The 16,361-nt window shown below is 28.4% G+C and carries 16 protein-coding genes; 14 read left to right on the top strand and 2 right to left on the bottom strand.

Going from position 1 to position 16,361, the window contains the following annotated elements; all coding sequences use genetic code 11:
• Positions 1 to 10: 10 nt before the first annotated feature.
• Positions 11 to 817: a HAMP domain-containing sensor histidine kinase gene (locus tag ACKU4C_RS13105; protein WP_321312694.1), complete on the top strand. Its 807-nt coding sequence runs from the start codon at positions 11 to 13 to the stop codon at positions 815 to 817.
• Here the strand turns inward: ACKU4C_RS13105 and ACKU4C_RS13100 are convergent.
• Positions 814 to 1,509: a response regulator transcription factor gene (locus ACKU4C_RS13100; protein WP_321312692.1), complete on the bottom strand. Its 696-nt coding sequence runs from the start codon at positions 1,507 to 1,509 to the stop codon at positions 814 to 816. The genes ACKU4C_RS13105 and ACKU4C_RS13100 overlap by 4 nt on opposite strands.
• A 137-nt stretch (positions 1,510 to 1,646) precedes the next feature.
• On the opposite strand from ACKU4C_RS13100, the gene ACKU4C_RS13095 reads away from it, so the two are divergent.
• From ACKU4C_RS13095 to tkt, 6 genes are all read left to right on the top strand, one after another.
• Complete coding sequence (locus ACKU4C_RS13095) at positions 1,647 to 3,422, top strand: TolC family protein (protein ID WP_321312690.1); 1,776 nt, start codon at positions 1,647 to 1,649, stop codon at positions 3,420 to 3,422.
• A 14-nt stretch (positions 3,423 to 3,436) separates the two neighbouring features.
• Positions 3,437 to 5,608, top strand: coding sequence for a type I secretion system permease/ATPase (locus ACKU4C_RS13090; RefSeq protein WP_321312688.1), 2,172 nt, complete (start codon positions 3,437 to 3,439; stop codon positions 5,606 to 5,608).
• A complete protein-coding gene (locus ACKU4C_RS13085) occupies positions 5,598 to 6,938 on the top strand; it encodes an HlyD family type I secretion periplasmic adaptor subunit (RefSeq protein WP_321312686.1) in 1,341 nt (446 codons plus the stop codon). The genes ACKU4C_RS13090 and ACKU4C_RS13085 overlap by 11 nt, the downstream gene beginning before the upstream one ends.
• Before the next feature lie 20 nt (positions 6,939 to 6,958).
• Complete coding sequence (locus tag ACKU4C_RS13080) at positions 6,959 to 8,299, top strand: ankyrin repeat domain-containing protein (RefSeq protein WP_321312685.1); 1,341 nt, start codon at positions 6,959 to 6,961, stop codon at positions 8,297 to 8,299.
• A 10-nt stretch (positions 8,300 to 8,309) separates the two neighbouring features.
• Positions 8,310 to 9,065: a WG repeat-containing protein gene (locus tag ACKU4C_RS13075; protein WP_321312683.1), complete on the top strand. Its 756-nt coding sequence runs from the start codon at positions 8,310 to 8,312 to the stop codon at positions 9,063 to 9,065.
• 130 nt (positions 9,066 to 9,195) lie between these two features.
• Positions 9,196 to 11,106: a transketolase gene (gene tkt / locus ACKU4C_RS13070; RefSeq protein WP_321312681.1), complete on the top strand. Its 1,911-nt coding sequence runs from the start codon at positions 9,196 to 9,198 to the stop codon at positions 11,104 to 11,106.
• Between the two features lie 19 nt (positions 11,107 to 11,125).
• Here tkt and ACKU4C_RS13065 read toward each other — a convergent pair whose 3' ends face one another.
• Positions 11,126 to 11,674 (bottom strand): pyridoxamine 5'-phosphate oxidase family protein, encoded by a 549-nt coding sequence (locus ACKU4C_RS13065; RefSeq protein WP_321312679.1) that lies wholly within the window; start codon positions 11,672 to 11,674, stop codon positions 11,126 to 11,128.
• Positions 11,675 to 11,802: 128 nt separating this feature from the next.
• On the opposite strand from ACKU4C_RS13065, the gene ACKU4C_RS13060 reads away from it, so the two are divergent.
• From ACKU4C_RS13060 to rarD, 7 genes are all read left to right on the top strand, one after another.
• A complete protein-coding gene (locus tag ACKU4C_RS13060) occupies positions 11,803 to 12,114 on the top strand; it encodes a metalloregulator ArsR/SmtB family transcription factor (protein WP_321312678.1) in 312 nt (103 codons plus the stop codon).
• Positions 12,111 to 12,464, top strand: coding sequence for a gamma-glutamylcyclotransferase family protein (locus ACKU4C_RS13055; protein WP_321312675.1), 354 nt, complete (start codon positions 12,111 to 12,113; stop codon positions 12,462 to 12,464). Before ACKU4C_RS13060 ends, ACKU4C_RS13055 begins: the two co-directional genes overlap by 4 nt.
• A gap of 68 nt (positions 12,465 to 12,532) precedes the next feature.
• Positions 12,533 to 13,786, top strand: a complete 1,254-nt coding sequence (locus ACKU4C_RS13050; protein WP_321312673.1) for an arsenic transporter — start codon at positions 12,533 to 12,535, stop codon at positions 13,784 to 13,786.
• Between the two features lie 9 nt (positions 13,787 to 13,795).
• Entirely contained in the window at positions 13,796 to 14,200 is a 405-nt protein-coding gene (locus ACKU4C_RS13045) for an arsenate reductase ArsC (protein ID WP_321312672.1), read from the top strand.
• Position 14,201: 1 nt separating this feature from the next.
• Entirely contained in the window at positions 14,202 to 15,161 is a 960-nt protein-coding gene (locus tag ACKU4C_RS13040) for a permease (RefSeq protein ID WP_321312671.1), read from the top strand.
• A 16-nt stretch (positions 15,162 to 15,177) separates the two neighbouring features.
• On the top strand, positions 15,178 to 15,408 hold the full coding sequence (locus ACKU4C_RS13035) for a thioredoxin family protein (RefSeq protein WP_321312670.1): 231 nt from the start codon (positions 15,178 to 15,180) through the stop codon (positions 15,406 to 15,408).
• A 61-nt stretch (positions 15,409 to 15,469) separates the two neighbouring features.
• Positions 15,470 to 16,357, top strand: a complete 888-nt coding sequence (rarD, locus tag ACKU4C_RS13030; RefSeq protein WP_321312669.1) for an EamA family transporter RarD — start codon at positions 15,470 to 15,472, stop codon at positions 16,355 to 16,357.
• Positions 16,358 to 16,361: the final 4 nt, after the last annotated feature.

The following is a 16,361-nucleotide window of genomic DNA, read 5'->3' as shown; positions in this document are numbered from 1 at the left end:
TTTTGTGTTTTTGAAAAAACTAGAAGAAGAGAATCTTAAATTAAAAAATGAGATAGAAGAACTTAAAAATAAAATTTCTATTGAGATTGAAAGAAATAGAAGAAATGATAAAATGCTTTTTCAACAAAGCAGAATGGCTTCAATGGGAGAGATGATAGGAAATATTGCTCACCAATGGAGACAACCTTTAATGGAGTTATCATCAATAACTATGGAACTTCAAGCAAAATTAGAAATCTTTGGAAAAATATCAAATCAAGAAATACTTGAAGCAATAAATAAATCAAATGATATTACAAAATATATGTCTCAAACTATTGATGATTTTCGAAACTTCTTTGCAAAAGATAAAAAAAGAGTTCAGTTTAAAATTACTGAGCAAATAAGTTCAGCAATAAATATAATCAATTCTTCTTTGAAGCAACATAATATAAAGTTAGAAATAATTGTTATGAAAAACTCTTTTATAACAGGCTTTAAAAATGAGTATTCACAAGTTATTATAAATATTTTATCAAATGCAAAAGATGAGTTAGTAAATAGAGATATTAAAGAACCTAAAATTACTTTGCGTATTGCAGAAAAAGATAATAATAGTGTTGTTGAAATAGAAGATAATGCAGGTGGAGTAGGAATAGAACCTATTCAAAAGATTTTTGAGCCTTTTTATACAAAAAATAAAGTTAATGGGACAGGAGTAGGGCTATTTATGTCAAAACTCATAATTGAAAATAATATGAATGGAAGACTTTTTGTTAAAAATGGTGAAAAGGGTGCTAAATTTATTATAGTGGTACCTAAAAGTTTAGATAATTAATTTATATTAAGTTGATAACCAATACCAGAAATGTTTTTTATAGAATCTTTCCCAATCTTTTTTCTTAATTTATTTAATACTCCCTTTAAAGCAGAATCTGTAGCTTCATAATCATCTTCCCAGACATTGTTTTTAATTTCAATAGTTGGAACGACTCTTTTTCTATTTTTATATAAAAATTCAAGAAGTATAATCTCTTTTGCCGTAATATTTATCTCTTCAGAATTCATGAATAGCTTCTTTTTAGAAAAATCATAATATATATTGTTTTCAAAATTAATAGAAAAATTTCCAGAGTTATAAATTTCATTTGAAGCTTTCATTAATGCTTCTTTTAACTGATTAAAATCAAGTGGTTTTACAATATAATCAATAAGTCTTAATCTTGTAGCTTCAAGCAAAAAATTTGTGTCTGTATGTGCAGTTAGTAGTATTATAGGTATAGTTTTGTTATTTTTTCTTATCTCTTTAGATAGTTCTAAGCCAGACATCTCTGGCATACTTATATCACTTAAAACTATATCAATATGATTATTTTTTAATTGCTTTAATGCAACTATTCCATTTGGTGCTGTAATTACATTATTAACCAGTAATAAGAGTGTCTTTGCAATATTGTTTCTAATGTTTTCTTCATCTTCTACATATAAAATATTTAGAGTTTTTAAAAATTTAAAATAGTCAATATTCATAAGTAATCTTTATTTTTATGTTAATTTTAGTTAATTTAATCTAAAAAAATAATAAAATAATAAAGAAACTATGTTTTTATAAGAAACTTTTAGAAACTTTTATGTAGAATAATTATATATCATAAAAAAGGGTTGTTATGAAAACGTATATTATTAGCATGGTAGCAGCTACTTTATTGACCTCTTCATTGTGCGCGACTAGTTTAAAAGACGTTGTAGAACAAACTATAGATGCAAATCCTGATATTTTGTCAGAGAAGTTCAATAAAGATGCATACAAAAAATATGTTGACGAAGAAAAAGGTGATTATTATCCAACAATCAATTTCTCTGGCTTTCTAGAAGATTCAAAAACTAGATACAATAGAGATAATCAAATTGCAGATCCTACTACTGAAGATAAGGATGGTTGGAATGCTTCCATTACAGTTGATCAAATTATATATGATGGAGGGGTTACTCCAAGTGAGGTTGAAGAGTATAAGCATATCTATTATGGTAATAAATATAGAAGTACTCAAAGAGTTGAAGAGATTTTAAGGGGTGCTATTGATAGTTATATGGATTTAGTAATGTATCAAGAATTAATGAATCTTTCAGAAAATAATTTGAAACTTCATGATGATTATTTAGTAATTGCTAGAGAGAAAGAATCTATAAGTGGAGAGACTTTAGAGAGTTATCAAGTTAATTCTAAAAAACACTATATTACTGATAGATATTTAGAGCAAAAACAATCACAAGATGAAGCTTTAAATCAATATATGAAATACACACAAAGACAAACTGATGGGAATATTTGTAGACCAAAAATCAATGAATCTATTATTCCAAATACATTGGAAAAAATTCTTGAGATTGCAGATAAAAAGAATTTTAAAATATTAGAACAAATTGAAAAGATAAAAGAACAAAGAGAAAATCTTGAGCAAGCTTCTGCAAATTATTTACCTACATTAAGATTCCAATGGCAATCTACTTGGGATAATGATTTAGAAGAAGCAGAAAATGGTAGACAAGATATAAGTAGGGCAAGATTAATCTTAGATTGGAATATTTTTGAGGGTGGTAAAACTTATCATGCAACACAAAGAGAAAAATTATTTCTTCAAGAACAACAAAAAGTTTTAGATAATATAGTAAATGAAGTTGAAGAGGAAGTTACTACTGCATACAACTCTTATTTTATTACAAAACAAAGAGTTGAAAACCTAAAAAAATATGTTAATGATAATAAAAATATTAGAGATGTTTATTTAAAACAATTGCAAGATGGAACAAGAACATTTATAGATATTCTTGATGCAGAATCAGAACTTTATAGATCAGAAATTAGTACATTAGAGCAAGAGATGGATATGTATGCAAAATATTTTGATTTATTAGAAAAAACAGGAATGTTAAGTGAAACAATTTTAAAATCTGGTGATCAAGTTTGTAAAGCTTATGTATCAAAAGAGTACATCAACCCTATGAAAAAACCTAAAAATCAACAAGATGAGCAGTTAGATGAAGATTTATTAAATGAGTTAGGTGTTGAAACTAGTAGTTTAGATGCAGAGATAAACAAATTAATTAATACAAGTGCAGAAACAGCTACTGATAAAAAAGAAAATAATAAAAAGCCAATAACACTTCCTAATGGTAAATATACAATAAATATGGCAACTTTAGATAATAAAGTTGAGGATATTAAATCATTTAAACAAAAATATAACTTATTAAACAATAAATCTTTGTATACTTATAATATGAGTTTAGGAACTAAAGTGTTATATGGAAGTTTTGATAGTTTAAGTGAAGCTAATCAGGCAATAACAGATTTAGATAACCAAGGTATTGATTTAAAAGTATATGTTGATTATATGAATAAACATAAAAAACTTTTAGAAAAATATAAAAATATAAATTAAAATAAGGAAAATCTTTGTCTAATCAAGAGGTTAATCAAATTGATGAAAAAGTTGGAATATTGCAAGAGCGAAGAAAAGTTGATACTCTTTTAGAGTGTTTACTTTTCTTAGCAAAATATTATCAACGAGCTACATCTAAAGAGTCATTAATTTATGGAATGGCTTTACATGAAACAGTCATGGATGTAGATACTTTTATATTGTCATCAAAAAAAATAGGATTAATCTCTAAATTTGTATCAAGAGAAAAGATACAAGATATCTCTAAATTGGCTTTGCCAGTTGTATTAATCACAGACAAAAATAGATCAGCGGTTTTACTTGATTATGATGTAGAAAAAAATGAAGCTATAGTTATCATTCCAGGACTTAGTGATGGTCAAATTAGTATGAAACTTGATGCTTTACAAAGTCAATATGTAGGTAAAGCTCTAATAATTAAACCAGAATACAATTTTGAAAATAGGGTTAGTAGCAGTATTATTATTCCTAAATCAAAAAAATGGTTTTGGGATGCAATAAAAAGAAATAAAGATATTTATCTTAGAATAGTTTTTGCATCTATTTTTATAAATCTTTTTGTAATAGCTACACCACTTTTTACAATGAATGTTTATGACAGAGTACTTCCTAATAATGCAATTGATACCTTATGGGCTTTAGCAATTGGTATTTTATTTGTAATGATATTTGATCTCTTATTAAAACTTATAAGATCATATTATTTAGGGAAAGCAAGTAAAAGAGCAGATGTTGTTATGAGTAATACAATATTTGATCAATTATTAAACTTAAGATTAGAAGAGAGACCTGCTTCAACAGGAATGTTTGTAAATAGATTACAATCTTTTGAATCAGTTAGAGAGTTCTTTGCTTCGGCAACTATTACTACTTTAGTTGATATCCCTTTTATTTTTATATTCATTTCAATAATCTTTTATATTGGGGGACCTTTAGGTTGGGTAACTGTTGTATCAGTAATTTTATCTCTTATCTTTTCATGGTTTATGAAAAAACCTATAAAGAAGACAGTAGAAGCTTCAAGTAAAGAAGATCAAATAAAACACACTACATTAAATGAAACAGTTGCAGGACTAGATATTATAAAAAGTGTTCGTGGTCAAAATAGAATGAAAACACACTGGGACAAATCTATTAATCAAACAGTTTATCATAATGAGAAGTCTCAGTTTTTATCTCAAATAGCAACCTTTATGACTACATTTGTTTCTCAATTTTCTAATATAGCAATAGTAATTGGTGGAGTATATTTAGCTAGTGAAGGTGAAATGACTATGGGGGGAATAATTGCTTCTATGATTTTAAATGGAAGAGTAATTGCACCAATTTCACAAGTTGTTGGGATGATTATAAAATTTGATAGAACAATGCTTGCACTTAAAAATATTGATGAGATTATGAATATGCAAGTAGAAAGAGAAAATAAAACTTATTTAAGTCGACCAGATTTAAAAGGTGATATTGAATTCAAAGATGTTGTATTCTCATATAAAATGCAAAATTTCAATGCTTTAAAAGGTATAAACTTAAACATAAAAGAGGGCGAGAAAGTTGCTATTTTAGGAAAAATAGGTTCTGGTAAATCAACATTAGTTAAGTTACTCCAAAATCTATATGTACCTACTAGTGGTTCAGTTTTAGTTGATAAGACAGATGTAAGACAGATTGATCCAGTAGATTTAAGAAGAGCTATTGGAGTAGTACCTCAAGAACCATTTTTATTTATGGGAAGTATTAAAGATAATATAACTATTGGTGAACCATTTGCAACTGATGAAGAGGTTTTAAGAGCTTCTATGATTGCTGGTGTTCATGACTTTTTATCAAAACATGAATCAGGATATGATTTAGTTGTTGGAGAAAGAGGAGAAGGATTGAGTGGAGGTGAAATTCAATCTGTTGCATTAGCAAGAGCACTTATCTCAAATCCAAATATATTAATTTTAGATGAACCTACTAACTCAATGGATAGACAAACAGAAAAAGTATTTATTAATAAAATGGCAAAAATTATTGAAGATAAAACATTGATATTAATTACTCATAAAGTATCAATTTTATCATTGGTTGATAGGGTTATTGTATTAGATGATGGTCAAATTGCAGCAGATGGTAAAAAAGAAGAGATATTTTCAAAGAATATAAAGGGACAAAATGACAAATGATGATGTAAATTTTGTCCATTCTTTATATGGACAAGCGAATGATAAACCTAAATTCAGAATCGATTTAGTATTTTTTATAATCGTTGGTTTCTTTTTATTTGCAATTATTTGGGCTAATTTTGCACTAATTGATGAATTAGCAAGAGGACAAGGTAAAGTAATTCCAACAAATAAAATTCAAAAAATTCAATCTTATGATGGTGGTGAGATAGAAGAGATTTTAGTAAAAAATGGTGAGCATGTTAAAATAGGGCAGCCATTAGTAAAAATTGATACAACTAGATATCAAGCAACATTAGAGGAGAATCAAGAGGGAATTAGTCAATGGATGGCAATGATTGAAAGATTAAAAGTCGAGTCTGAAATTGATATAAATAGACCTGTACCAAAATTAAAATATAGTAAAAAAGTAAAAGAGATAGCAGGTGGATATATTGATTCAGAAACTACACTTTTTAGAAATAGAGTACAAGAATTAAAAAGTTCTGTACAAGTTCTTAAATCTCAGTTAAATCAAAAAAAACAAGAACTAGAAGAGATAAAGGCAAAAAAAGAACAGTTGGAAAAAAGTTTAGAACTTGTTCAACTTCAAAGAAAGACTATTAAAAATCTAGTACAGTCTGGAGCTAAATCAAGAGTTGAATTAATCAATATTGAAAAAGAGTATCAACAACTAAAAGGTGATTTGAGGTCTGCTGAATTATCAATGCCAAGATCTAGATTTGCAATTACTGAAGCTGAAAATAAAATTTCTGAAAAAATAAGAGGTTTTAGAACTGAAGCTTCAAAAGAGTATCAAAGAATTTTAGTTGAATTAAATAAAGCGCAGGCTAGAAAAGTTTCAGATAGTGATAAAGTTAAAAAAACAGTTATCAAATCACCAGTAGATGGAATTATTAAAGAGATTTATATGAATACTATTGGTGGAGTTGTTAAATCTGGTCAAGATTTAATTGATATAGTTCCAAACAGTGATATCTTGTTAGTAGAAGCGAAAATTGATCCAAGGGATATAGCTTTTATCAATCCAAAACAAAAAGCAATTGTAAAAATTACAGCATACGATTTTGCTATATATGGAGGTTTAGAGGGGCAAATTGTAGAAATTTCTGCAGATAGTATTATCGATAAAGATAGTAAAGAGGGGAAAAGTTATTATAAAGTTGTTGTAAGGACAGAAAAAAACTATTTGGAAAAAGATGGTGAAAAATTACCAATTATTCCAGGTATGATTGCAAGTGTTGATATTGTAACAGGACAAAAATCTATTATGGATTTTATTCTAAAACCAATACTTAAAATAAAACAAAATTCGTTGCATGAACGTTAAATTAGAAGAAGGGAGTTAAGATGAAAAATTTAAGAAAAGTGCTATTTATTAGCTTTATTACTTTATTTGCATTAATTGGTTGTTCTCAAAAAACAGAAACTGTAAATGAAGTTCAAAATACAAGTGTTGAGGTAGAAAAAGGTACCCAAAATGATTTTATAAATGAGCTTGCATTACACGATGCAGTAAGAGCTAAAGATAAATCATTAGTGGATGAATTAATTTCAAAAGGTGTAAAGGTTAATACACAAGATAAATACGGATATACTCCTTTACACTTAGCAGCAAGACTTAATCAATTAGATATAGCTGAAAAACTTTTTGCAAGTGGTGCAAGTATTAACAATACTGACACTTTTGGAGATACACCTTTACTTGATTCAACAAGAAATAGTACAAATGCTATGTCTAGATTTTTGATTTGTAATGGAGCAGAAAGAAATGTTGAAGATAGACATGAAATGACTCCTTTACATAATGCATCAAAAAACAATGATTTATATATTGCTATGATGTTACAAACTCAAGATATTACTTTATTATGTCAAAAATTGACAATTACATTAGAGTATTATGATGATGTAGAGAATAAGATTTGTGGAAATATTCCAACAGGAGTTGCAACTAATATTGATGTAACACTTGCTAATGACTCAGAAGATTCTATAAAACCTATGGGGCCTTTCAAAGCTGGAATTGATGGAAAAACTTATTGTGCTAAACTTAATAAACCACTTAAAAGCGGAACAGATTATTTAGTTACAGCAATTGGGACAAATGATATTGATAAAGCAATTGCAACTGCAAATCTAAATGACTTAAGACTTACAAAAGAGGAACCAAAAAGTGAATATATTGAAGGTTTATATGAAGCTTTAATGAATGAATTTGGACCAGATTTTGAACCATGGAATGCAGAATTAGATAAAAATGGTTTAGTATTTAGATTTAAAGATCCAACTGTACTTTTTGAAAGAGGAAGTAGTGACCTAAGAACAAAATATAAAGAGATTTTAGATAACTTTTTTCCTAGATATTTAAAAGTATTAGATAGATATGTAGATCAAATTGCAGCAGTAAGAGTTGAAGGGCATACATCTTCAGAGTATAGAACAGCTAAAAATGATGAAGAAAGATATTCTAAAAATAAAACTCTTTCAGAAAATAGAGCAAAAAAGGTATTTGATTATACACAAAATATGACAAATGATAAAGAGCTTAAAGCTAATAGTTCATGGCTTGATCAAGTTTATTCTTATCATGGTATGGCATATGATGATTTAATCTATGATGAAAATGGTGTAGAAGATAAAATACAATCAAGAAGAGTTGAGTTTAGAATTAACAAAATTATGAATTAAAGGATCCTTTATGAAAAAATATTTAGCAGGGATAGCACTTATAGCATTAATAACAGGATGTGCTGAGAAAAATACAACTGTTGTAACTGTTGGAGATAAGGATGGAATACTAAATGAAAGTGGAGAGGTTCAAGTAAAACCAGTTTATAAAAAAATGGCAAAACTAGAGACAGTCTCTACAAACAATTATAAACATCCTCACTATATAAATCTTCATTGGTTACATGTAGATGGTGAAAGATATTCGGTAGTAAGAAATATTGATAACAAATATGGAATTGTTGATGATGAAGGAAATTTAAAATTAAAGGTGATTTTTGATTCAATTGGACAATTTGTTAATGGTTTTGCAAAAGTTGAAGTAGATGGTAAATTTGGACTTATCAATGAAAATTTTGAAGTTGTTTTAAAACCAATTTATGATGATGTACGAAATGCAATTGACAATTCTATTGTTGTTAAAAACTTTATAAAAAACAATAGAGTTCAATATGGTTGTTTAAATACAAATATGGAGCTTATTGCACCTTTAGATTATGATATGATTTTTCTTTCAAATGAAAAAAGAATGAGAGTTAAAAAAGATAATCTATGGGGATTTATGGATACAAATTGTAATTTAGTTGTAAAACCTCAATACAAATTTGTGAAAGATTTCTCAAAGGGATTAGCAAAAGTTCAAAAAACTGATGGCTTATATACTTATGTAAATTTAGCTGGAGAAGAGATAGAAAGAAAAACTTTTAACGAAGGTCTTGATTTTTAAGAGGTGAGTTTTAACTCACTTCTTCTCTTCCAAATTTTTAATATATTCTTCACTTAAAAAACTCTTTAATACTTTTTAGTTATAATCGCAAAATTTTATATTACGATAAATCATCAATCATAGGAAAATTATGTCAAAACAATTACTTCAAAAGCAAGCTGATACTATTAGATTTTTAGCTGCTGATATGGTTCAAGAAGCAAACTCAGGACACCCAGGTGCACCAATGGGGATGGCTGATATAGCTACAGTATTAAGTGCTCATTTAAACTTAAACCCTGCAAATGATAAATGGCTAAATAGAGATAGGTTAGTATTTAGTGGAGGTCATGCAACAGGATTAGTGTATTCATTACTTCATTTATGGGGATTTGATGTTAGCTTAGCAGATATGAGAGAGTTTAGACAATTTAACTCAAAAACTCCAGGACATCCAGAATATGGTCATACTCATGGTGTAGAGATTACAACAGGTCCTTTAGGTCAAGGTATTGCAAATGCAGTTGGTTTTGCTATGGCAGCAAAATATGCTCAAAATACCTTAGGTAAAGATGTAATTACACACAATGTATATTGTCTTTGTGGTGACGGAGATTTACAAGAGGGTATCTCTTATGAAGCATGTGCGACTGCTGGACATTTAGGTTTAGATAATTTAGTTGTAATTTATGATTCAAACTCTATTACTATTGAAGGTGATACATCTATTGCATGGAGTGAAAATGTTAAGAAAAGATTTACTGCAATTAATTTTGAAGTAATTGAAATTGATGGACACAATTTTGACCAAATAGATAAAGCAATAGTAGCTGCAAAACAAAGTGATAAACCAGTACTAATTATAGCTACAACTGCTATTGGTAAAGGTGCTGCAACTTTAGAGGGAAGTCACCATACACATGGAGCTCCACTTGGTGAAGATGAGCTTAGAGAATCAAAAATCAAAGCTGGATTTAATCCAGATGAAAAATTTGTAGTTCCATATGATATTAAAGGTGCATTTGATAAGCTTATCAAAGGTGTTGAAGCAGAAAATGCTTGGGAAGAATCTTTAAGTACTGAAACAAAAGAGAAAATTAAACAATTACAAAACCCAGATTTTGATTCAATTGTTTATCCAGAATTTGAAGTAGGAAGTTCAGTAGCTACAAGGGGTTCAAACCACAAAATTTTAAATGCAATTGCAAAAGCAATCCCTGGATTCTTAGGTGGAAGTGCTGACTTAGCACCATCAAATAAAACAGAATTAGCTGGAATGGGTGATTTCCCAAATGGAAGAAATATTCATTTTGGTATTAAAGAGCATGCAATGGCTGCAATGACAAATGCAATGAATCTTTACGGATTATATAGAGTATTCTCTGCTACATTCTTTGTATTCTCAGACTACTTAAAACCAAGTGCAAGAATTGCAGCATTAGCATCAATTCCTCAACACTTTGTTTGGACTCATGATTCTATTGGAGTTGGTGAAGATGGACCAACACACCAACCAATTGAACATTTATCTCAATTTAGAGCATTACCAAATTTCTACACATTTAGACCTGCTGATGCAAATGAAAATGTTGATTCTTGGAAAGTTGCTCTTAAAATGAACGCTCCAACTGCATTTGTTTGTTCAAGACAAAATCTTGAAGTATTAAAAGATGAAAAAGCGTTTGGTGATGTATCAAATGGTGGATATCTATTAAAAGAAAGAGATGGTGCAACTGTAACTATTATGGCAAGTGGTAGTGAAGTGATGTTAGCATTACAAACAGCTTGTGACTTAGAAAAAGAGGGGATTAAAGCAAATGTTGTTTCTGTTCCTTGTTTTGATTTATTAGTTGAGCAAGATAAAGAGTATGTTGATACTATAATTAAACCAAATACAAAAGTATTCGCTGTTGAAGCTGCTAGAGGTATGGAATATTATAAATATGCAGATGTAGTTTATGGTATGGATACATTTGGTGCATCAGGACCTGCTGATGAACTTTTCAAACATTTTGGATTTACTAAAGAAGCTTTAGCTGAAAAAATCAAAAAAGATATATAAGTTAGAGTCTTCTCTAACTTTAATCTTCAAATAGTTTTGTTGGTTTTCCATCAAAACTTATTTGATTTTTTCTCTTCATATATTCAATTTGCTCTTTTTTTGTTTTTTTCTTATAAAGTTTTTTTAAATCTTCCCTTTGATCTACAAATTCATACAATGGTACACCCATTCCACATGAGTTATTTACATTTAATATTTTTATTTTAAATATTTGTCTAGCTCCATTTGTATTTGGAAAATAAGAGATATATTTTTCCCATTTTTTATCTTTTTCTTGTATAGCTTTTGCTTTACAATATAGTCTTAAAATATTTGGTTTTCCCTCAAATGCACAAAACATCATAGTCATTCTATCATCTTCAAGTAGATGTGCTGCAGTTTCATTTCCACTTCCAAAATAGTTTAACCAAAGCACTGTATTCTCATTAATTACTTTAAAAGTTTTATCTAAACCTTTTGGTGAAATATTTATTTTCCCTTCTTTAGGAGCAGTTGCGACAAAAAACATTTTTTGTTCTTTTATAAAATTAATATCTTTTTTATTTAATTTATCAGTAATTTTTCCCATAATTTCTCTTTTTATTTAATTATATAAAAAAACGATTAACAAATGATTACAACTATATATCAATATATCTTGATATATTAATTGTTTTTTGCTATACTTCATTTATGATTGTATTTTAAAGGAGTTTTATGGATATTTTTCTAAAATCTGTTTCAGCATTAAATGATGAAACAAGGGTTAAATTACTTAAGTTTATTAATATTCATGGAAAATGTTGTGTATGTGATTTAGAAAACTCTTTTGATATGATACAATCACGACTTTCTAGACATCTAAAGATTTTAAAAGAGGGTGGGTTTTTAAGGGTTGACAGAGTAGGTCGTTGGGCTTACTATTCTATTCGTTCACCTTTAGATGAATTTAGACAAGCTAGTATAAAAGAGATTATGACTTTAGATATTGATTTACCAAATTTAAAAAAAGTTTGTGAGGTAAAATGACAGAAACACTATTTGTTTATGGGACACTTATGCCAAACTGTCCAAATGGACATGTTTTGGAGAATATTGTTGGGAAGTTTGTTCCTGCAACAGTTAAAGGGCGACTTGTTGATGCAGGATGGAGTGCAGGTATGGGATATCCTGGAATTAGATTAGATAAGCCAATTGACACAGTTCACGGATATTTATTTTATTCAAGTAATCTTATAAATCATTGGGATTATTTAGATGAGTTTGAAGGCTTAGAGTTTGTAAGAACGCCAGTTACAGTTGAAAGATATGATGAGTTAGATGTGGATACTTATATATATGCTTTGAAGCCTGAAGTGGAAGAGATGTTAGAAGAGTAACTAAAGAGTTACTCTTTTTTTTGATAAAATATATCAATATATCTTGATGTGTTGAATTAAGGAGAAAAATGTTTTTAGCAAGTACTATTTTTATAGTAACACTTATATTTGTTATTTGGCAACCTAAAAATTTACAAATAGGTACAACAGCGGTACTTGGTGCAGTTGTGGCATTAATAGCTGGAGTTGTATCTTTTGATGATGTATTAGTTGTTACCCAAATTGTTTGGGATGCAACTTTGGCTTTTATTGGTATTATCATACTTTCAATGGTTTTAGATGAGATTGGTTTTTTTGAATGGTGTGCAATTAAAATGGCAAAATTCTCAAAGGGCAATGGACATAAGATGTTTGTTTACTCTTTATTATTAGGTTCCTTTGTTTCTGCTCTTTTTGCAAATGATGGAGCAGCGTTGATTTTAACTCCAATTTTGTTAGCTAAAATGAAAATTTTAAAACTAAATGCAAAAACTATTTTAGCTTTTTTACTTGCAGGAGGTTTTATAAGTGACAGTGCATCTTTACCTTTTGTTTTCTCAAATCTAACTAACATAGTTACAGCAAACTATTTTAATATAGGTTTTGCACAATATTTGGCAAATATGATAGTACCTTATATTGTAAGCACAATAGTTTCTATTATAGTTTTATGGATAATTTTGAGAAAAGATATTCCTAAAACTGTTGATATATCTTTATTGAAAAATCCAGATGAAGTTTTAAAAAATAAAACACTATTTAAATTCTCTTGGGTATTTTTAGCTTTATTAATTTTAGGATATTTTATCGGTGATATGTATAATCTTCCTGTTTCAGTATTTGCATTAGGTGGTGGTATTCTATTTTTAGCAATAGCTAGTTTCATGAAAAGTGCAAAAGCTTGGCTTACTATTAAAACTGCACCATGGCAAGTTGTTTGGTTTAGTATTGGACTTTATATAGTTGTATATGGTTTAAAAAATGCAGGATTAACTGATTATTTAACTCTTATATTAAATGATTTGGTTCAAAGAGGAGATGCTATAGCAATCCTTGGTACAGGTTTTATCTCTGCAATATTAAGTGCAATAATGAACAATATGCCAACAGTTATGGTTATGGATATAGCTTTAAAAGATATCCCAAATGAGGCTTTAGCTTATGCAAATATTATAGGGTGTAACTTAGGTCCTAAGATGACACCATTTGGTTCTTTAGCAACTCTTCTTTGGCTTCATGTATTAAGCAAAAAAGGTGTTCAAATTGGATTTTGGCAATATAGTAAATTTGGACTTATAGTAACTCCACCAGTACTATTTATAGTTTTATTAACATTGATATAAAGGAATAACATGGAAAAAAGAGTTTTGATTTTATGTACAGGAAATTCGTGTAGAAGTATCATAGCTGAAGCACTTATAAATGCAAAATTAGATGGTATTAGTGCTGATTCTAGTGGAGTAAAAGCTAGTGGAAGAGTAAATCCAAATGCAAAAAAACTTTTAGAAGAAAAAAATATTTGGAAAGAGAAATATCATTCTAAAACTATAGATAAAGTGATAGATAATCCTTATGACTTAGTTGTAACAGTATGTGACCATGCAAATGAGACTTGTCCCATGTTTCCAAAAGCAGTAAAAGTTATCCATGTTGGTTTTGAAGATCCCGACGGGAAAGATTTTGGGGCTTTTGAAAAGACATATAAAGAGATTGAAACAATTTTGCTTCCAAAAGTAAAGGAAGAGTTAGGAGTATAAGATGTTTTATTATTGGGAAAAGTTTGTAGATTTTTTTGTTTTTTCTTTATTGGCTCTTGATAAAGATGCACATTTAACTCAAGCTTTACATTTTTTTATTTTTGATACTGTAAAGATTTTAGTTTTGCTTGTAGTGATAATATATCTAGTAACTTTTTTAAGAAGCTATTTCCCTGTTGAAAAAGTAAGGGATTATTTAAGTGGAAAACATAAACTTATAGGGCATATATTTGCAGCATTTTTTGGGGTACTTACCCCTTTTTGTTCATGTAGTGCCATACCTCTTTTTTTAGGGTTTTTACAAGCAAGAATACCTTTAGGAGTTACTTTCTCATATTTGATTTCAGCTCCATTAAGTGATGCAGTTGTTATTGCTTTATTATTCTCTTTATTTGGAATAAAAATTACACTTTTTTATATGGCTTGTGCTTTACTTATAGCAATTATTGCGGGCTTAGTAATTGGTTCTTTAAATCTAGAAAAAGAGATTTTATTAGAAGTTAAACCAGCTTCATGTTGTTCCTCTTCAAGTGAAGAAGATATTTCATTAAAATATAGAGCAAAAGAGGCTTGGAAAGATAGTTTAGATATATTAAAAAAGATATATTTGTACGTATTTATAGGTATAGGTATTGGGGCATTTATTCATGGGTATGTTCCTTCAGAAATGATAGTTAAATATGCTGGGGGAGATATTTGGTATGCTCCAATTGTGGCAGTTTTTATGGGAATTCCTATGTATTCAAGTGCTGCAGGGATGTTACCATTGATTGAAGTATTAACTTCAAAAGGGATGCTTTTAGGTACTGCTTTATCTTTTATGATGGCTGTTGTTGCATTAAGTTTACCAGAAGCGATGATTCTTAAAAGAGTTTTATCCATAAAATTAATTTCTATATTTTTTGGGATAGTTGGCATGGCAATTCTATTAGTAGGATTTGTTTTTAATATGATTTTATAAATATTTAGGAGAAAAAATGAAAATTGAGATTTTAGGAACAGGTTGTTCAAAATGTGAAGCTTTAACAAATAATGTAAAGGCTGCAATTGCAAAAAAAGGTATCTTTGCACAAGTTGAAAAGGTTGAAGATATGGTAAAAATAATGGAATATGGAGTAATGAGTACACCAGGATTAGTAATAGATGGGGAAGTTAAATCAACTGGAAAACTATTAGATGTAGAAGAGATAGAAAAATTGTTAAAATAGCAATTTTATTCTATATCTAAGAGAAAAAATTAGATAAGATATCCTTTTATAAGGATATCTTTTGAATCAAGAACGTATAGGTCATATTTATGCAACTTTTGCATTTCTTTTTTGGGGAGGATTATCTCCAATATATTTTAAAGAGGTATCTTCAGTTGACTCTTTTGAAATTTTATTATATAGAATTGTTTTTTCTGTATTTACACTTTTACCACTACTTTATTTTAACAAAGAGATAAAAACACTTTTTGCAACATTAAAAGATTTTAGAAAATTAAAATATCTTTTTGCTTCTACTTTTTTTGTATCAATTAATTGGCTGATTTTTATTTGGGCAATTGCCAATAATAGGATTTTAGAAACTTCACTTGGATATTATATAAATCCCTTAGTCAATGTACTCTTAGGTTTTATATTTTTTGGTGAAAGGATGACAAAGAACCAGTATTTTGCTATTTTTCTTGCTTTTATTGCAGTATTATATCAGTTACTAACTCTAGGACACATTCCTTATATCTCTTTTTCATTAGCTATAAGTTTTGCAATTTATGGTTTACTTAGAAAAAAAATAAATATAGGCTCTCAAGTAGGATTATTTATAGAAGTTCTTTTACTTGCACCTTTTGCTTTGATATATTTAGTTTATTTGTATATTAATACAGAGATGGCTTTTATCCAAAATAGTTCTAACTATATCTCTTTTATGCTTTTTCTTGCTGGGCTTATTACTATTATTCCTCTTTTGTTATTTAATAGTGCAGCAGTTAGAATAAGACTTGCTACTTTAGGATTTTTTCAATATATTGCTCCTACGGCATCTTTTTTACTTGCTATTTTTGTTTATAATGAAGATTTTAATAGTGATAAATTTATTACTTTTATTTTAATCTGGATTTCATTATTTATTTTTTCATTTAATTCAATAAAGAAAGCACTGTTTAATAAATAATTAA

The sequence above is a fragment of the Halarcobacter sp. genome, assembly GCF_963676935.1.
GTDB lineage: Bacteria > Campylobacterota > Campylobacteria > Campylobacterales > Arcobacteraceae > Halarcobacter.
This window is presented reverse-complemented; position numbering and strand designations above follow the sequence as displayed.